The sequence below is a fragment of the Dehalobacterium formicoaceticum genome, from assembly GCF_002224645.1.
Lineage (GTDB): Bacteria > Bacillota > Dehalobacteriia > Dehalobacteriales > Dehalobacteriaceae > Dehalobacterium > Dehalobacterium formicoaceticum.
Map to the genome: position 1 here is coordinate 2,653,451 of NZ_CP022121.1, position 18,129 is coordinate 2,671,579.

The window sequence follows — 18,129 nt, forward strand, 5'->3', positions numbered from 1 at the left end:
AGGATAGGATTTTTGTGATGTTCGCGATGTATGATAATGTATGATGATATTTGATAAAACAAAACATATGGATATAAATAGGGGATAAGCGGGGAGAAAGGCTGGCTAGAAAGTTATGAAACCGATCGTAGCAATTGTAGGACGCGCAAATGTAGGAAAATCCACTTTATTCAATCGTTTTACGGGAAGTCGTGAGGCCATTGTGGAGGATTATCCCGGAGTAACCAGGGATCGTCTGTACCGGGATGCGGATTGGATCAACCGGGATTTTACCGTGGTTGATACCGGGGGCATTGAATTTTATGGCAAAGACGGCAGTATTGAATCGAAAGTGAGACAGCAAGCAGAACTGGCCATTGAAGAGGCGGATGTGATTCTCTTTGTGGTGGACGGAAAATCAGGCATCACACCTGATGATGAAAGTGTAGCTCAATTACTCAGAAAAAGCAAGAAACCCGTTGTCTTAGCGGTGAATAAAATCGAAAATTTTGATAAACAGGATGCGGTATACGACTTTTATCAATTGGGCTTAGGGGAACCTATTCCCATATCAGCTATCCACGGTATGAATACTGGGGATTTATTAGATGCGGTGGTAGAACAATTCCCTTCCGATGCAGGAGAGAATCTGCCGCCGGAAACAATTAAATTGGCTTTGATCGGCCGGCCTAATGTGGGCAAGTCATCATTAGCCAATCAGCTTTTGAAGGTAGAACGATCCATCGTATCCGACATCGCCGGTACGACGCGAGATGCCATCGACAGCTTGTTGGAGGAAGAGGGCAAGCATTATCTGATTATTGATACGGCAGGAATGCGGCGCAAATCCCGGATCAATGAGCCCACCGAAAGATACAGCGTGATGCGTTCACTTCGAGCCATTGATCGCAGTGATGTGGTTTTAATGCTCATTGATGGTGTGGATGGGGTTACGGAACAGGATAAAAAAATTGCCGGCTACGCCCACGAGGCGGGTAAAGGAATGATCCTGATCGTGAACAAATGGGATCTGGTGGTCAAAGATGATAAGACGATGCATCAATTCGATCAAAAGATCAGGGAAGAAATGGGTTTTCTGAATTATGCCCCTATCCTTTACATCTCTGCCCTGAGTGGTCAAAGGGTGCATAAGATCCTGGAACTAGTAGATTTTGTTGCTGAACAGCAGAACATGAGAGTACCAACCGCCCGATTGAACGAGGTGATCACCGAGGCCTTGGCCATGACACCCCCTCCTACGGACAAAGGGAAAAGATTAAAGGTCTTTTATGTGACCCAGGTGGGGGTTAAACCGCCTAAATTTGTTTTATTTGTCAACGAACCGGAATTAATGCATTTTTCTTATCAGCGCTACCTGGAAAATCAGCTGAGGAAGAATTTTGGCTTTGAAGGTACGACTATCTGGTTGATGATACGTAAAAGAGAAAAAGAGTGAACTCGTTCAGCTAAAGCTGAACATCGGGGCTTCAGATGGGGAATCTACCCCACCTGAAGTGAAAATAGGAGCTCCCACTATAAAAGTGGGAGTCTTGGAATTTGATAAAGATACTGCTGAGGGGAGAGGAATGATGAAATCCATATTGTGTCTGGTCATCGCTTATTTTTTAGGTGCGATTCCCTGGGCATATATCGTGACAAAAGCCGTAAAAGGAATTGATATTCGGCAGGTGGGCAGCGGCAATGTAGGTTTTACCAATGCTTTACGTACCATCGGTAAAGGACCGGCGCTCTTGGTGCTCGCAGGGGATATTGGTAAAGGCGCCGCAGCCGTTTTATTGGCCAAATACTTAGCAACACCCACCATCGCAGCTTTAGCAGGTATAATGGTGTTATTGGGACATAATTATCCCATATATTTAGGTTTTAAAGGAGGCAAAGGGGCTGCGGCCGGTTTTGGGGTCATGCTGGCATTGCTTCCCCTGGAAGCACTTATAGCCGTGGTCGTGTGGCTGGCAGTTATTTTTCTGACACGCTATGTGTCATTGGGAACAATTGTGGGGGCATTAACCGTTCCCATCTCCACGATCATCTTTAATCAGGAATTGCCTTATCTTTTATTTAGTATTGTGGCGGCAGCTTTTGTAATTGTCAAGCATCACTCTAATATCCGGAGATTAATCGAGGGTACGGAAAGTAAGATCGGAAAATAATATAAAAAATCTAATAAGGGTGAATTGAAGATGAAAAATCCCATTGCTGTTTTAGGGGCAGGAAGTTGGGGGACCGCATTAGCGGTACTTTTGGCTCATAACGGTCATGAGGTTAACTTATGGGCTCGAAATCAGGAACAATGCGCAACAATTTCTGCCGACAAAGAAAACAAAAAATATTTGCCGGGAGTGATAATTCCTGATCAGGTTTCGCTTTGTAATAATATCCAGGAAGCTCTTTCGGACACAGAATTTATTGTCTCAGCGGTTCCCTCCCATAGCGTACGGGAAATCGCTCAAAGCATATGTCCTTATGTTCATGAAGGGACGATCATAATTAACACGGCCAAGGGTTTTGAACCAAAAACTCATCTTCGGCTCTCTCAGGTTCTGAAGGAGGAGTTGCCGGACTATTGCCATGATCACATCGCTCTGTTATCGGGACCCAGTCATGCCGAGGAAGTTGGAAAAAATCTACCCACAGCCTTGGTGGTAGCTGGCGACTGTCAGAGCAGCGCAGAAAAAGTTCAGGATATTTTTATGAACCGATTTTTCCGCGTCTATATCAATTTGGATTTAATTGGCGTGGAACTGGCCGGCGCACTTAAAAATGTCATTGCTTTAGGCACGGGTATTTCCGACGGGTTAGGCTATGGAGATAATACCAAAGCAGCTTTGATCACCCGGGGTTTGGCAGAAATAACCCGCTTAGGTGTGAGTTTTGGCGCTGACGACAAAACCTTTTCCGGATTGGCCGGTCTGGGGGATTTAGTTGTCACCTGTACCAGTATGCACAGCAGAAATCGCCGGGCAGGCATCCAAATCGGTCAGGGAAAGCCATTAAAACAAGTTTTATCAAATATGGGCATGGTGGTGGAGGGTGTCAATACCACTGAGGCTGCCCATCATTTGGCTCGTCAGGCAGGGGTGATTATGCCCATTACAGAGCAAATGTTCCAGGTGCTCTTTCACGGGAAGGATCCTGAAAACGCGGTCATCAGCTTAATGACCCGCTCCAAAACCCATGAGGGAGAAGGTGAAATGTTATCATCTGGTAATGACCCCCTCTAAAGCAATATTATTCTTAGAACCATATTGCCATCAGCGATTTAAAATTTAACATACATAATATTAATAAAATGAGCATAAAAAGTATGGAAAAACTTCCGTACTTTTTTTGTTGGTCATAATTACCAGAAGGAATCATATATATAGGATTAAGTATGTCATGAACGTTGGGACATTCCGCCTTCCTTAGAAGGATAAAGGGATATTTCCGGAAAGGATTCATCTGGTAATCAATGTTATTAAAAGGGAGGGAAAAGGTTAATGGAAAAGTTTGATATTATGCGTGACATTGCGGAACGTACTGGAGGTGACATTTATTTAGGGGTAGTTGGACCTGTGCGTACAGGAAAATCTACTTTTATCAAGAGGTTCATGGAATTACTTGTCCTTCCCAATATTGTCGAATTCCATGAACGAGAAAGAGCTCAGGATGAACTGCCTCAAAGCGGCGGCGGCCGCACCATCATGACCACTGAACCGAAATTTATACCTTCGGAGGCGGTGGAGATATCCATTCGGGAAGGCCTTGACATGAGGGTGAGGTTAGTCGATTGTGTGGGTTATGCCGTTCCGGGAGCGGTTGGCTTTGAAGAAGAAGAAGGTCCGCGTATGGTGCATACACCTTGGTTTGACGATGAAATACCCTTTCAGGAAGCAGCGGAAATCGGCACAAGAAAGGTGATCACAGATCATTCCACCATCGGCATTGTCGTCTTAACTGACGGCAGTGTGACAGAAATTCCCCGGGAAAATTATCTGGAGGCAGAAGAACGGGTCATTTTAGAGTTAAAGGAATTAAACAAACCTTTTGTTATTGTCTTAAACTCAATTCATCCTTATGCTCCCGAAACAATCGAATTGGCGGAATCACTCAGTGAGCGCTATAATGTTTCCGTGATTCCAGTGAATGCTTATTCCATGGAGCATGAGGATATCATGCAGGTTTTACAGCAATCTTTGTATGAATTTCCCGTCACTGAAGTAAATATTAATCTGCCACTGTGGATTGAAGAATTGGATTCGGCTCATTGGTTAAGAAGTCAATGTGAAGACAGCGTAAAAAATGCTGTCTCAAATGTGCGCAAACTCCGTGATATTGATCTGGCTTTAGAAGAGTTATCACAACCGGAAATTATTGATACTGTACAACTCAGCCTGATGGATTTGGGCACAGGGGTAGCCAACATAGAAATTACAATGCAGGACGGACTTTTCCATCGCATCCTGGAAGAAGTAAGCGGCACCTCCATTGAAGGAGATCATACCTTATTAAGATTACTAAGGGAATACAGCCATGCCAACAGAGAATGGAAAAAAGTGTCCTATGCCGTTGAAGAAGCGCGTATGGGCGGTTATGGGGTGGTGACGCCCAGCTTAGCAGAAATGACCCTGGAAGAGCCGGAATTAATTAAGCAGGGCGGACGCTTTGGGGTGAAATTAAAGGCCAGTGCGCCCAGTTTTCACTTAATTCGAGCCAATATTTATACGGAGATCACCCCACTCATCGGCTCAGAGAAACAATGTGAAGAGTTAATGCGTTATATCCTGGAAGAATTCGAAGATAATCCGCAAAAAATATGGGAAACCAATATTTTCGGCAAATCACTCCATGAGCTGGTCCAGGAAGGGATTCAAGGTAAATTATATCGGATGCCGGAAAATGCCCAGGTGAAATTCCAGGAAACCCTGCAACGCATTGCCAACGAAGGAGGCGGCGGACTTATCTGTATTATTCTTTAAAATTAATTTTAATTTATATAAAAGTATAAACGGGTTAGCCTTAAAAAAATCATAAAAATCTGGAAGGCGGTTGCTGTCAGCAACTGCCTTTTTTGTCTTTGTATACCCCAGATAAAGGGGTAAAATGAGGCTATTCTCGTGCTTCCTCACTTTTTATCTGGTATCTGGTATAATAAACGTAAATATATTAGTGTAGGTAATCAGGTAATCATATGTCCCGATATGTCAGGCAAAAAAGCAAATTGGAAAATATCATATCATGATAAGAGTTGCTCACTCCTATAACAAACGTGCCAAAATAAATAATTCAGGATGGTTATTATGGATGCAACAAACATTATGGTTGATTTCTGCATTATTGGAGAAGATTTTAATCCAGAAATTGTAACAAAGACATTGCAAATTAATCCAAGTCAGGGTTGGATTAAAGGTGAAAATACTTTGAGTGAAAATAGAAAAATGATCGATACCTGTTGGTTAATAAGCACTGGATATGAAGAGTCCCTTGATATTAATGAGCAACTTTCAAAAGTACTATTATTAGTTAAACACAAAAAAGACTCGTTATTGGAGTTAAAAAATAATTATTGTATTAAATTTTTGTTTTCTATAGTGATCAATATTGAAAACAATCAAACGCCTGCTATTTACTTTGACACTGAGCTAATCGAATTTGCTAATTCTATAAAGGCAGAGTTCTCTATTGATTTGTATGTTTTCTCATAACCATTGGAAAGACCGCAATTACAGACTTTCACCATCAGTAACGTGCCACGCCCGGCATGCAAAAAGTTAGGGCAAAACCCACTTTTGCCCTAACTTAAATAACTTAAATAACTTCTATAACACCAGCATTCCTTTGAGCCGCTTTAATTCAGTCAAAATAGCACAATATTCTTTATCAAGCTCTTCAACATTATCTTTTTTAGCAGGCATGGAAATTCTGCCAATCACTTCCGTCAGGCGATTCTGAAGAACGAAGATTTCTTCCTCGATTTCTTCTTTAACCCTGTTGCCCCCTTTATTTTGCTGTGCCAGATAGTCTTCATAGCTATCTTTGAATACTTTGATCTTGTTCTTTTCAATGTTCATGATCTGATTGGCTACGGAGCTAATGAAGCGACGATCGTGGGAAACAAACAGCAGGGAGTTCTCGTAGTTTTTCAGAACCTCCTCAATGACCTCCATAGCGTTGATATCAAGGTAATTGGTCGGTTCATCTAGAATCAACAAATTAAGGTCCTGACAGAGAATCTTGGCAAAGGAAGCCTTTACCCGCTCCCCTCCGCTCAGCACATTCACTTTCTTATAGACTGCATCTCCTTTAAAGAGCAGCCGAGCCAGCAATAATCTTGCATAGCTCTCCTCATGGATGCTTTCTTTTATCACATTGGTTAAGATACTGGCGTCTTCCTCTAAGATCCTTAAGTCTTGACTAAAGTAGCCGATTTTGGCGCTGGGAGTAATCTTGATAGACTCTTCCCGATTGACGATCATTTTGAGCAGGGTACTCTTTCCGCACCCATTAGGTCCGATCAAAGCCACTCTGGCCTTATTTTCAATACGGAACTCCGCATTTTGGAAGATCACTTTATCTTCAAAGGCTTTGTTGAGCTGCTTACCTTCGATAATAACCTTACTGTGAAGTTTCTTGGCATCAGTGATATCCAGCTTGATCCTCTCGTCTTTTTTAGGTTTTTCCTTAACTTCCAGCTGCTCGATTCTCGTCTCCACGCTTTTTTGGGCTCGGTTAAGGTTAGCTTTAGCTTTTTGATTCCCCATCTTATGGAGCCTGGACTCAGAATCCCCCATGCGCCGGGGAGTTTTGCGGATCGATTTTGATTTTTCACTAGTCTCGATTACGACTCTCTCCAGCCGCTTTTTCTCTGAAACGTATTGATCATATTCGATCCGGACTTTTTTTTTCTCTCTCGCCTTCTGTTCACAAAAGCTGCTATAATTGCCCGGATAAAATTTAATCCGGCCATCTTCTAATTCCAAGATCTTATTGCATAGACCATCCAGGAGGGTACGGTCGTGGGAAACGAGGAATAATCCGCCGAAATACCCCGCAAAGTAGCGCTCAATCAGTTCAATTCCTGCCATATCCAAATTACTGGTGGGTTCATCGGCAAAGATCATGGCGCTGTTTTGGCTAAAGCAAGATGCCAGCTTAAAGCGTGTTTTTTCCCCGCCGCTCATGCTCTCGCTATAGATCATAGGAATGTTAAATTTCGATGCCCTTTCCTCGCTGATCAGTTCAAGTTCAGGTGGTTCCAGCTGGGAAACTGTGGAAGGTTGGCCATAGACTTTCACCCATCCTTCGTCAGGTGCAAGCTTCTGACTGAGAAGGTTGAGCAAGGTGGTTTTACCCACTCCATTAATACCAACAATACCGATTCTGTCTTCGGAGTAAATGCTAAATTTCTTGATATCCAGGATCAGCCGGTCTCCGAAATATTTTTTTACATTGCCGCATTCAACTAATAAAATAAAAAACCCCTCCTAGCGATACCGGAGAGGATAGTGTCATTTCAGATTACAACACAATAAACTGTAATTCTACTTATGTTTCGAGACACATTTCGGTCATAAGCATTTTAGAATATACAGTAAGGTGCAGTTGTATGAAAAGCTATCCACAGAGAATAATCACTATCCACTCACAGATAAAAATGCATAGATTGCAAAGCCGTTACCACGGCTTTCTTAAAAGCATATTTCCTTGTTAAGTGAATTAACCAATCATTTTCTGCAGATACCTTACCTTTCATCAAATTGGGTTAGTCGAAGACTTCTCTTTAATATTATAAAGTCGTTACCACCCGTTGTCAATTCAGCGCATTTCTGTGACATATTCTATTGAATATCAGAATGTCATCCTTGGATGCAATAATCGGACGACAAACTCTCTCCTTTACTCATTCATCCCCGTATAGATAAAGACTGCATCTCTAAGGAATTCCGCGGCTCCCGGCTGTCTTTCATCATAATAGGCTGTAAATCTCGGATCATCCACATACATCTGAGCCAGCCCGCCATGATTCTCCTTAGAGTAACTTGGCCAGGAGTATGCGAGCCATTGGCGATGGAGATCGGCCGTTTTTTGAGCCAGCTCCCCGGCAGGATCTCCGGTCTTGAAGGCTTCACAAAGGGTGTCCAGCACTTCTTCACCAAGCCTGGTGAACTCATCGTACTGCTCCTTGGTCATGTTCATAAGTTTCCGGTTGGATTCCTCGACGGTCTTTTCTCCATACCTTTCCCGAATTTCCTCACCGTATTTGGCTTCATTTTCCTCAATTAACTTACGTTTAAATCCTTCAAATTTTTCTTTGTCGGACATAGTGATTCTCCCTTCTTTTTGAGCAATGGTTTTTTCAACATTTTCAATGAGTTGCTCCAATTGCGCTCTTTTTTCCAGAAGCTTAACACGGTGTTCCCTTAGTGCCTTGGCTCCATCAAAATCAGGAGAGGTTACAATATCTTTAATTCCCTCCAAACTCATGCCCAACTCCCTGTAAAATAAAATTTGCTGCAGACGGTCAACTTCTTGTTGTCCATAGATCAGATATCCTGAAGAAGAAATTCTAGCCGGTTTAAGAATCCCGATCTCATCATAGTATCTAAGAGTTCGCGAGCTGACTCCTGCCAAATGAGCCAATTTTTGCACTGTGTATTCCATGTGATCACCTCCTGACAAGATTAAGAATACACCTTAACGCCACGTCAATGTAAAGAGGAAAAATAAAAATAGTTTAATTCTCTGGCATAAAAATTATCCTTGCCAGGCATAGAGGGCATTTGGTATAATGTTCGCATTGAAGAGATAAAAGTATTCACAGGGGACACATTGGGGGAATATCATGAAAACAAGCCGTCAATTTTACATTGTTTCAGCAGATATTCTACCGGAAGCGATGGTTAAAACCGCTCAGGCAAAAGAATTATTAGCAAAAGGAGAAGCGGAAACCATTAATCAGGCTGTGGATCGTGTTGAACTGAGCAGAAGTGCTTTCTATAAATACCGGGACGGGATTTTTCCTTTTTATCAGGAACGACGAGAACAGATTGTGACCTTAAACATGATTCTGGATCACCGCTTGGGCGTCCTTTCAGGAGTAATCAACACCATTGCCACTGTTCAGGGAAACATTCTTACGATTAATCAGAGCATTCCTTTGCAAAACATGGCGAATGTCACCTTATCCTTGGAAACAGCACAAATGCAGGTGACGGTTCCTGAGCTGCTGGAATGTTTTTTAGCGATACCCGGCGTTTTAAAGGTTGAATTGGTAGGACAAAGTATTTGATCAAAAACTTAGCTGCTGGAGGTTTTGAAATGGAAAAAGAACTAGAAATGGATAAAGAGTTAGATCAGGTGATTTATATCGGCCTCATGGGTGCCGGTACGGTTGGCACCGGTGTGCTTAAGGTTTTATTAAAAAACGAAACAAGCATCGCCAAAAAGGTGGGGGCCAGGCTGGAAGTAAAAAGAATTTTAGATAAAGATGTGGAGGGGATTTCCGCTAAAGTCGCGGCACTGGGCATGGATGGGTCGATTGTGACCTCAGATATCAATGATTTGGTGCTGGATCCGGAGATTGACATCATCGTTGAAGTCATGGGCGGGATTCAAACGGCGGAAAAGTTTATTATAAAAGCTTTGGAAAACGGGAAAAGTGTTGTTACCGCGAATAAGGACTTGATAGCTGCCCGGGGCAAAGAACTTTTTGACGTCGCCGCCGCTCATCAGGTTTATTTATTATTTGAGGCCAGTGTGGCCGGTGGTGTGCCCATCATCCAGTCGCTGAAAGAAAGCCTGGCCGGGAATGTGATTCATAGTATTATGGGTATCGTTAACGGAACCACCAATTTCATTCTGACAAAAATGACTCAGGAGAAAAAGAGCTTTGATGAGGTCTTAGCGCTGGCGCAAAAATTGGGTTATGCGGAAGCCGATCCAGCCTCTGACGTAGAAGGGTATGATGCGGCGCGCAAGGTAGCGATCTTGGCATCCATTGCTTTTAACACCCGGGTTACCGATACCAATGTCTATGTGGAGGGAATAACCAATATCACTGACCGGGATATTGCTTTTGCCCAGGAGTTAGGCTATGGAATTAAACTTTTAGGTATTGCCAAAGAAGAAAATAACGAAATTGAGGTGCGGGTGCATCCAGCCATGATTCCCTTAAATCATCCCTTGAGCTCCGTAAACGATGCATTTAATGCCGTCTTTGTTGAAGGGGATGCGATAGGTAAAACCATGTTTTATGGTGCAGGGGCGGGAGAATTGCCAACAGCCAGTGCGATCGTGGGCGATTTGATCGCGGCGGCCCGAAATATTCAGTTTTCGTCTCGGGGCCGTCTGGGCTGTACTTGCTTTGAACATAAAAGGATCAAATCCATCGGTGAGATCAGGACCAAATATTTTTTAAGAATGTTGGTTAAAGATCAGCCGGGCGTACTGGCCAGTATTGCAGCAGTATTAGGCAATCAGGATGTTAGTATTGAAACCGTGATTCAAAAAAGGCAGAAGGACAAGTTTAGTACAGAGCTGGTTCTTATTACCCATCAGGTGGAGGAACATCACATCAGGGATGCTATTGCTATCATTCGAAGTTTATCCAGCGTAGAAAAAATGGAAAACATCATCAGAGTTGAAGAATCGGATTAAAAACAAAAACGGGCGAAAATACAAAACATCATGCATAGGAGAGAGCAGTCAAAAAATGATTAAAATACGCGTTCCCGGGACATCTGGCAATTTGGGTCCCGGTTTTGATACCGTGGGGATGGCCTTTCAGCTTTATAATTATCTTACTTTTGATATTTTGTCTTCCGGACTGCAAATTGAAATTTCCGGCGAAGGGGAAGATGAGCTTTCCCGGGTAGAAGACAACATTGTTTATCAGGCAGCCCTGCAGGTCTTTAATCGGGTCAATTTCCAACCGCAAGGCCTGAAAATTATTCAGGATAACAGCATCCCCATGTCCCGCGGATTAGGGAGCTCAGCATCCAGTATCGTCGGCGGAATGGTCGGGGCAAATTTGATCTCCGGCGGTCATCTGACAAAAGAAGAAATTTTAAAAATGGCCGTAGATATGGAAGGGCATCCGGATAATGTTACCCCTGCTTTAATGGGCGGCGTGACTGCCTCGGTAAAGGGAGTCCAAGAGGTGGATTATATCAAGATCCTTCCTCCCGGAGAGTTGCATGCCATTGTCGCCATCCCGGATTTTCATTTATCCACCAATGTAGCAAGACAGGTCATTCCTGCCAGAGTAGATCGGGGTGATGCTGTTTTTAATATTGGACGCACCTCAGTGATGATCGGGGCCTTGATGGAAGGAAATTTGCCTTTATTTGGCAAGATGATGGAGGACAGGCTGCATCAACCATACCGCATGTCTTTGATCCCTGGGATCAAAAAGGTTTTTTCCGGAGCAAAAGAAGCCGGGGCTTTGTCTGTAGCCATTAGTGGAGCCGGTCCCACGATTATTGCTTTTGTGGTGGATCATGAAGAAAAAGTGGCATTGGCGATGCAAGACGCATTTTTATCGGAAGGGATTCCATGTCGTACTTTAGACTTATATCCTGATGCAGAAGGGACAGTATTGATCAGAGATTAATTCAGAAAATAGCTTGAAAAGATTTCGATGAACTTTATAAATTAAACTATAAAAAGGTTCCCATTATTGGGCGGGGAGGAAATTTGATAAATGGCGATTGTGGTGCAAAAATTCGGCGGAAGTTCTGTTGCCGATTCAGAAAGTATTAAAAGGGTTGCCAAAAGAGTTGGTGCTGCATTTGATCAGGGAAATCAGGTCGTTGTTGTCGTTTCCGCGATGGGAGACACGACGGACCATTTAATCGATTTGGCCAAACAAGTGACCAAAAATCCACCAAAAAGAGAGATGGATATGCTGCTCTCCACAGGGGAACAGCAATCCATGGCTTTATTGGCCATGGCACTTCAGCATATCGGCTATCCATCTGTATCTCTAACCGGGCAGCAAGCGGGGATTCACACCGACATGGTTTATGCCAAATCTAAAATATTAAGTATTGACACTTCCAGATTAGAAAAAGAATTGAAACAAAATCACATTGTGATCGTCGCCGGCTTTCAAGGTGTGACACAAGATAATGAAATCACTACCTTGGGAAGGGGCGGTTCAGATACCAGTGCTGTTGCCCTGGCTGCTTCATTAGGCGCAGATGTATGTGAGATCTTTACCGATGTGGAGGGGGTTTATACCACAGATCCCAGGCTGGTACCAAAGGCACGCAAGCTAACCAGTATTACCTATGACGAAATGCTGGAATTGGCAAGCCTGGGCGCTGCCGTGCTGCATCCCAGAAGCGTAGAGGTGGCCAAACAGTTTAATGTAAAAATTCATGTTCGGTCCAGTTTTAATGAAAACGAAGGAACTATTGTGCAGGAGGTTGAGAGTGTGGACAAGATTTTGGAAAAAGATATGGTGGTACAGGGTGTTGCCTATGATTTGAACACGGCGAAGGTTACCGTCTTTGATATTCCGGATCAACCGGGTTCAGCGAGCAAACTTTTTGGTGCGTTAGCCGAGGAAAAAATAAATGTGGATATGATTATTCAAAGTCAGCAAAGAGAAGGCGTGACCGATATCTCTTTTACCGTGACCAGAGATGATGTGGAGCGAGCCAATGAAATCATCGGTCAGGTTACCAAGGAAATTGGGGCAGGAGATTTTTCTTTTGATTCCGGGGTAGCCAAAATCTCCATCGTGGGTGCCGGAATGATTACCAATCCCGGGGTAGCCGCACGCATGTTCAAAACCTTAGCGGATCAGAGTATTAACATTGAAATGATTTCCACATCAGAAATTAAAGTTTCCTGCGTAATCAGGGCAGAGCTGGCCAAAAAGGCAGTCATCAGCCTTCATGACGCCTTTGAACTTGAGCATGAATAAATAGCATATAAAGCTAAATGAACAGCTAATTGAAAGCATGAAAATACTTTAATACGATCTGATTTTATTGTAAATTTATCCTTGACAGTTGATATATTTTATTATAATATAGGTATTGTCGTTTCGGGGCGTAGCTCAGTTTGGCTAGAGCGCTACCTTGGGGTGGTAGAGGCCGCACGTTCAAGTCGTGTCGCTCCGACCAGGAAATTCTAGAGTCGCAATTAATTGCGGCTCTTTGTTTTTTAATTTATCTATGATTTTCCGGGTTTTGCTGAAAGCCTTGCCATTTATTAGAGCATATGGTATACTATCAAATGGTATAAAGTTCAAAAAATTCTGGAAAGAGTGGGTCTAAACCCACTCTTTCCTTTAGTATAGCAAAATCATTTTAAGATCAGATCGGATCAGAGAGGATTTTTTAGCAGAAGTATTTCCACCCCAGACATGGGAAACATATCCTTTAGAAAATATTTCAAGCATGGAGGAAGGATATATGCAGAAAAACAGCAGTGTCAAAGAGACGGTAGAAAATATTTTACGGCCGTTGGTTGAATCCGCCGGATATGACCTGGTGGATCTTGAGTACAAAAAGGAAGGCGGTAATTGGTATTTGCGCCTGTTTATCGACCATGACAACGGCATCGATCATACTGCCTGTGAGCAGGTAAGCAATTTGGTGGGGGATGAGTTAGATCAAAGGGATCCGATTCCCCATTCCTATATTTTAGAGGTTTCTTCTCCAGGTATTGAGCGTCCTCTAAAAACAGCCAAGGATTTTGTACGCTTTAGCGGAGAAAAAGTACATATTAAATTATTTGCTGCTAAGAATAAACAAAAAGAATTTATTGGAATTCTCTTGGGCATGGAAGATCATCAAGTTGCCCTAGCTACGGACAGTAGCAAAATTTTATTTGATTTAGATGAAATTGCCAGTGCCCAATTAATTGTGGATTTTAATTAAAGCGCTTGGTGCATGGTATTTTGTATTACAAAAAACTTAATAAGGAGAGGTCATGATGAATGCTGAGTTTATTGAAGCACTCAAAGAATTAGAAAAGGAAAAAAATATTTCAATTGATATCTTATTAGAAGCCATCGAAGCTGCTTTAATATCCGCATATAAAAAGAATTTTGGTTCTTCACAGAATGTCAGGGTTGAAGTGAATCGAGACACCGGTGAAATTCATGTCTATAACAGACGTGATATCGTTTCTGAGGTGGAAGATCCTCGCTTGGAGGTTTCTCTTGAAGAGGCGAGAATTATAAGACCGGATTATGAAGCAGGGGATATTTTGGAAACAGAGGTCACCCCCAGAACCTTTGGCAGAATCGCAGCGCAAACTGCAAAACAGGTTGTGGTGCAACGGATTAGAGAAGCAGAAAGATCAAATATTTACGAAGAATTTGTCAACCGGGAAAGCGATATTGTGACAGGCATTGTACAGCGACATGAAATGAAAAATGTTTTTATCGATTTGGGAAAGGCAGAAGCAGTATTAATGCCCACCGAACAAATTGCCAAGGAACAATATAATCAAGGTGATCGCATCAAAGCATATATTGTAGAAGTTAAAAAGACCACCAAGGGTCCTCAAATTCTGCTCTCCCGTACACACCCTGGACTGTTAAAACGATTGTTTGAACTGGAAGTACCTGAGATTCATGATGGCACCGTTGAATTAAAATCTGTCGCTCGGGAAGCCGGTGCCCGCTCAAAAATTGCCGTATACAGCAAACATGAAAATGTTGATCCCGTGGGTGCCTGTGTGGGACCAAAAGGAATGAGAGTGCAAGCCATCGTCAATGAACTGCGGGGAGAAAAAATTGACATTGTAAAATGGAGTTCCGACCCGGCCGTTTTTGTAGAAAACGCATTAAGTCCAGCTAAGGTTGTTTCCGTAGAGATTGATTTGAACGAAAAGGTGGCTCGGGTAGTGGTACCGGATTATCAATTATCCTTAGCGATCGGTAAAGAAGGTCAAAATGCCCGGCTGGCGGCTAAGCTTACCAGTTGGAAGATTGATATCAAAAGTGAATCTCAGGCCATGGGATCAGCAGAAAATATGGAAATGGAATAAGGAGGTTTTTTTATGCGCGTCAAAAAAATTCCTCAAAGAATGTGTGTGGGCTGCAAAGAAATGAAGGCGAAGAAAAGTTTGATCAGAGTTGTCAAAACGCCGGAGGACTTAATTTTAATTGATATCACAGGCAAAAAATCCGGGCGGGGAGCCTATGTTTGTCCGGATGAATCCTGCTTACAATTGGCCATCAAATCTAAAGGATTGGAAAGGTCATTGCAAACGAGAATTTCTCCGGAAGTATATGAGGTTTTAAAAGGACAGATGCCGAAGGAGCCACAAAGCTAAGATGAATCATCAGGTATTTACTCTATTGGGATTTGCTCAAAAAGCAGGGAAGATTGTTTCCGGTGAAACAGGCTGTACTGCTGCCATTAAACATAAAAAAGCCTTATTGGTTATTTTTTCAGCAGATGCTGCGGAAAGTACAAAAACACAAATTAAATTCCTTTGCCGGCAAAATAAGATCGAGTGTCGGGAATGGGGTTCAAAAATAGATTTAGGAAACAGTATTGGTAAGTCTCCCCGGGCCGTGCTTGCGGTCACGGAAAAGGGATTTGCCAGTGCCATACTTAAAATTTTGATGTCAAGTGTATGATTTTCAACGATGGGGGTGGATTCATGGGAAAACTAAGAGTATATGAGTTGGCAAAAGAACTATCCATGGAGAGCAAAGAAGTTATTCGGCGTCTTTCCAAAATGGGCATGGAAGCAAAAAACCATATGAGTACTGTTGATGATAAATTTGCGGATGAATTAAGGCAAATGGTGAAGCCTAATCCTAAAAGGACAGAAAAAGCAGAGGAAGAAAAAGCCCGTCCTTCCGGAAACAAGGTTGATGAGGTTAAAAATGAGGTTAAAAAGGGACAACATTTTGATCAGCAGAAAAAAAATGCCGAGAGACGGACTGATATGTCCCGTCGCCCTCAAAACCAGAAAAATGATCATGAAGGCAGAACAAGTTCCGCTCCAAACAACGGCAATCATGCCGGTCCTCAAAATAAAGGGCCTTACAAACCAAATGATCAAAACAGAAACTCCGGTTTTAAAAGAAATCAAGGTAAACAGGAGGATGGGGGCAAACCCGCTTTCGTTGGTAAATCCGGGGCACAAAAACCAGCTGATGGGAAGGGAAACCAAACCACATCATCGGCTTTTTCAAAACCAGGTTCTCAAAAAAATATCCAGAAACAAACAGAACAAAATAAAGGCAAAGGTGCGCCTCCGCGCACAAATGAATCGGGAGATAATTTCGGCAATAAAGCTAAATTTTCTTCCCAAAAACCAGGACAAAAGAACTTTCGCACCGGTGGTAAGAAAAATCAGCAGAATAGGAGAATGAAAAAAGGTCATTACCAGAAAGCAGAAATCGCCCCTGCCATTCCTAAAAAGGTTGTAATCGGCGAATCGGTAACGGTACAAGAATTGGCGAAGAGCATGAGTAAAACCGCTGCTGAGCTGATCAAGCTGCTCATGGGCATGGGCGTTATGGTAACTATCAACGACGAGATCGATTCGGATACAGCCGTATTAATCGGTTCCGAGGTAGGCATTCCGGTTGAAGTACGCGTGGATAAAACCATGGAAATTATGGAAGACCAGGATGATGAGGATGATGAGGGTCTTTTAGTGGAGCGTGCGCCTGTGGTAACGGTCATGGGCCATGTGGATCATGGTAAAACATCTCTCCTTGATGCCATCAGAAAAGCGAAGGTTACCGCAACAGAAGCAGGCGGGATTACCCAGCATATTGGTGCTTATCAGGTAGAGATAAATAATAAAAAGATCACCTTCTTAGACACCCCCGGCCATGAGGCCTTTACAGCGATGCGGGCTAGAGGGGCACAGGTAACGGATGTATCCATTATTGTTGTCGCGGCAGATGACGGAGTGATGCCTCAAACCATCGAAGCTATTAATCACTCCAAGGCAGCCAAAGTGCCTATTATTGTTGCCATTAATAAAATAGATAAACCGGATGCCAATCCGGATCGGGTAAAACAGGAACTGACAGAACACGGCTTGGTGTCTGAAGAGTGGGGCGGGGATACGGTCATGGTTCCGGTCTCAGCGAAAACTCATGAAGGCATTGACCATCTATTGGAAATGATTCTCCTGGTTGCAGAAGTTGCAGAATTAAAGGCCAATCCTGACCGGGAAGCCAGAGGAACGGTGATTGAGGCCGAACTGGATAAAGGCAGAGGTCCTGTAGCCACCGTTTTAGTGCAAAAAGGCACGATGACCATCGGAGAAAATATTGTGGCGGGGACGACCTTTGGTAAGGTAAGAGCTATGATTGATGATAAAGGCCGCCGGGTGAAAAGTGCCGGACCTTCCACTCCAGTGGTAGTATTGGGCTTTTCTGATGTTCCTCCTGTGGGAGAGCAATTTGTCGGCATCAAAGAAGAGAAAGACGCCCGGTATATTGCAGAAAAGTATCAGTTGAAGAAACGGGAAGAAGAATTAAATAAATCATCACGAGTCAGCTTGGATGACCTTTTTAATCAAATTTCTAAAGGCGTTGTCAAAGACTTAAATCTGATCATAAAAGCTGATGTTCAGGGATCCATTGAGGCCTTGGCCCAGTCTTTGAATAACCTTTCTACAGATGAAGTGCGGGTTAACATTGTGCATAGCGGGGTAGGTACCATTACAGAAACAGATGTGATGCTGGCTACCACAGCAAATGCAGTCATCATTGGATTTAACGTACGGCCGGACATGAACATCAGAAGAATTGCTGATCAGGAAAAAGTAGATATCAAACTTTATCGGGTGATCTATGAAGCGATCGACGATGTTAAAGCGGCTATGAGCGGTTTGCTGGATCCCACCTTCAAAGAGGTTATCATCGGGCATGCAGAAGTACGCCAGGTCTTTAAGGTGCCTAAGGTTGGTATGGTAGCCGGATGTAAAGTGCTGGACGGTAAGATCACCCGCCAATCCGAAGTACGGATAATTCGAGACGGCATCGTGGTGCACGAAGGTCATGTGGAATCCTTGAGAAGAGTAAAAGATGATGTCAAAGAGGTCCTGAGCGGTTTTGAATGTGGAATTGGCATTGAAAACTTCCATGATATTAAAGAGGGAGATGTCATTGAAAGCTTCGTCATGGAAGAAACGAAAAGAGAACTATAAGGA

The 18,129-nt window shown here is 43.1% G+C and carries 16 protein-coding genes and 1 tRNA gene; 15 read left to right on the plus strand and 2 right to left on the minus strand.

The window, feature by feature from the left end:
• Positions 1 to 115: 115 nt before the first annotated feature.
• The 5 genes from der to CEQ75_RS12830 all read left to right on the plus strand — a co-directional run bounded on the left by der (position 116) and on the right by CEQ75_RS12830 (position 5,684).
• Positions 116 to 1,435, plus strand: a complete 1,320-nt coding sequence (der, locus tag CEQ75_RS12810) for a ribosome biogenesis GTPase Der (protein WP_089611207.1) — start codon at positions 116 to 118, stop codon at positions 1,433 to 1,435.
• Positions 1,436 to 1,565: 130 nt separating this feature from the next.
• Entirely contained in the window at positions 1,566 to 2,150 is a 585-nt protein-coding gene (gene plsY, locus CEQ75_RS12815) for a glycerol-3-phosphate 1-O-acyltransferase PlsY (protein WP_198306538.1), read from the plus strand.
• Between the two features lie 30 nt (positions 2,151 to 2,180).
• Positions 2,181 to 3,221: an NAD(P)H-dependent glycerol-3-phosphate dehydrogenase gene (locus tag CEQ75_RS12820; RefSeq protein WP_089611211.1), complete on the plus strand. Its 1,041-nt coding sequence runs from the start codon at positions 2,181 to 2,183 to the stop codon at positions 3,219 to 3,221.
• A gap of 258 nt (positions 3,222 to 3,479) precedes the next feature.
• The gene (gene spoIVA / locus CEQ75_RS12825) at positions 3,480 to 4,958 is read left to right on the plus strand and encodes a stage IV sporulation protein A (RefSeq protein WP_089611213.1); all 1,479 of its coding nucleotides are present in this window, start codon (positions 3,480 to 3,482) and stop codon (positions 4,956 to 4,958) included.
• 321 nt (positions 4,959 to 5,279) lie between these two features.
• The gene (locus tag CEQ75_RS12830) at positions 5,280 to 5,684 is read left to right on the plus strand and encodes a DUF4279 domain-containing protein (RefSeq protein WP_157677461.1); all 405 of its coding nucleotides are present in this window, start codon (positions 5,280 to 5,282) and stop codon (positions 5,682 to 5,684) included.
• A 114-nt stretch (positions 5,685 to 5,798) separates the two neighbouring features.
• Here CEQ75_RS12830 and abc-f read toward each other — a convergent pair whose 3' ends face one another.
• Together abc-f and CEQ75_RS12840 are read right to left on the minus strand one after the other, a co-directional pair.
• Positions 5,799 to 7,451, minus strand: coding sequence for a ribosomal protection-like ABC-F family protein (abc-f, locus tag CEQ75_RS12835; protein WP_089611217.1), 1,653 nt, complete (start codon positions 7,449 to 7,451; stop codon positions 5,799 to 5,801).
• Between the two features lie 424 nt (positions 7,452 to 7,875).
• The gene (locus CEQ75_RS12840) at positions 7,876 to 8,640 is read right to left on the minus strand and encodes a MerR family transcriptional regulator (protein ID WP_089611219.1); all 765 of its coding nucleotides are present in this window, start codon (positions 8,638 to 8,640) and stop codon (positions 7,876 to 7,878) included.
• Positions 8,641 to 8,821: 181 nt separating this feature from the next.
• On the opposite strand from CEQ75_RS12840, the gene CEQ75_RS12845 reads away from it, so the two are divergent.
• The 10 genes from CEQ75_RS12845 to infB all read left to right on the plus strand — a co-directional run bounded on the left by CEQ75_RS12845 (position 8,822) and on the right by infB (position 18,126).
• Positions 8,822 to 9,268: an ACT domain-containing protein gene (locus CEQ75_RS12845; protein WP_089611221.1), complete on the plus strand. Its 447-nt coding sequence runs from the start codon at positions 8,822 to 8,824 to the stop codon at positions 9,266 to 9,268.
• A gap of 29 nt (positions 9,269 to 9,297) precedes the next feature.
• Positions 9,298 to 10,635, plus strand: a complete 1,338-nt coding sequence (locus CEQ75_RS12850) for a homoserine dehydrogenase (protein WP_242965182.1) — start codon at positions 9,298 to 9,300, stop codon at positions 10,633 to 10,635.
• Positions 10,636 to 10,690: 55 nt separating this feature from the next.
• Positions 10,691 to 11,590, plus strand: coding sequence for a homoserine kinase (thrB, locus tag CEQ75_RS12855; protein ID WP_089611222.1), 900 nt, complete (start codon positions 10,691 to 10,693; stop codon positions 11,588 to 11,590).
• A gap of 90 nt (positions 11,591 to 11,680) precedes the next feature.
• The gene (locus CEQ75_RS12860; protein ID WP_089611224.1) at positions 11,681 to 12,910 is read left to right on the plus strand and encodes an aspartate kinase; all 1,230 of its coding nucleotides are present in this window, start codon (positions 11,681 to 11,683) and stop codon (positions 12,908 to 12,910) included.
• 124 nt (positions 12,911 to 13,034) lie between these two features.
• A tRNA-Pro gene (locus CEQ75_RS12865) sits at positions 13,035 to 13,112 on the plus strand.
• Positions 13,113 to 13,403: 291 nt separating this feature from the next.
• Positions 13,404 to 13,871 (plus strand): ribosome maturation factor RimP, encoded by a 468-nt coding sequence (locus CEQ75_RS12870; protein WP_157677462.1) that lies wholly within the window; start codon positions 13,404 to 13,406, stop codon positions 13,869 to 13,871.
• 55 nt (positions 13,872 to 13,926) lie between these two features.
• On the plus strand, positions 13,927 to 14,988 hold the full coding sequence (gene nusA / locus CEQ75_RS12875; protein WP_089611228.1) for a transcription termination factor NusA: 1,062 nt from the start codon (positions 13,927 to 13,929) through the stop codon (positions 14,986 to 14,988).
• Positions 14,989 to 15,000: 12 nt separating this feature from the next.
• Positions 15,001 to 15,276 (plus strand): RNase P modulator RnpM, encoded by a 276-nt coding sequence (gene rnpM / locus CEQ75_RS12880; RefSeq protein ID WP_089611230.1) that lies wholly within the window; start codon positions 15,001 to 15,003, stop codon positions 15,274 to 15,276.
• Position 15,277: 1 nt separating this feature from the next.
• On the plus strand, positions 15,278 to 15,586 hold the full coding sequence (locus CEQ75_RS12885; RefSeq protein WP_089611232.1) for a L7Ae/L30e/S12e/Gadd45 family ribosomal protein: 309 nt from the start codon (positions 15,278 to 15,280) through the stop codon (positions 15,584 to 15,586).
• A 23-nt stretch (positions 15,587 to 15,609) separates the two neighbouring features.
• Positions 15,610 to 18,126 carry a translation initiation factor IF-2 gene (infB, locus tag CEQ75_RS12890; protein WP_089611234.1) on the plus strand — a complete coding sequence of 839 codons (2,517 nt, stop codon included), beginning with the start codon at positions 15,610 to 15,612 and terminating at the stop codon, positions 18,124 to 18,126.
• Positions 18,127 to 18,129: the final 3 nt, after the last annotated feature.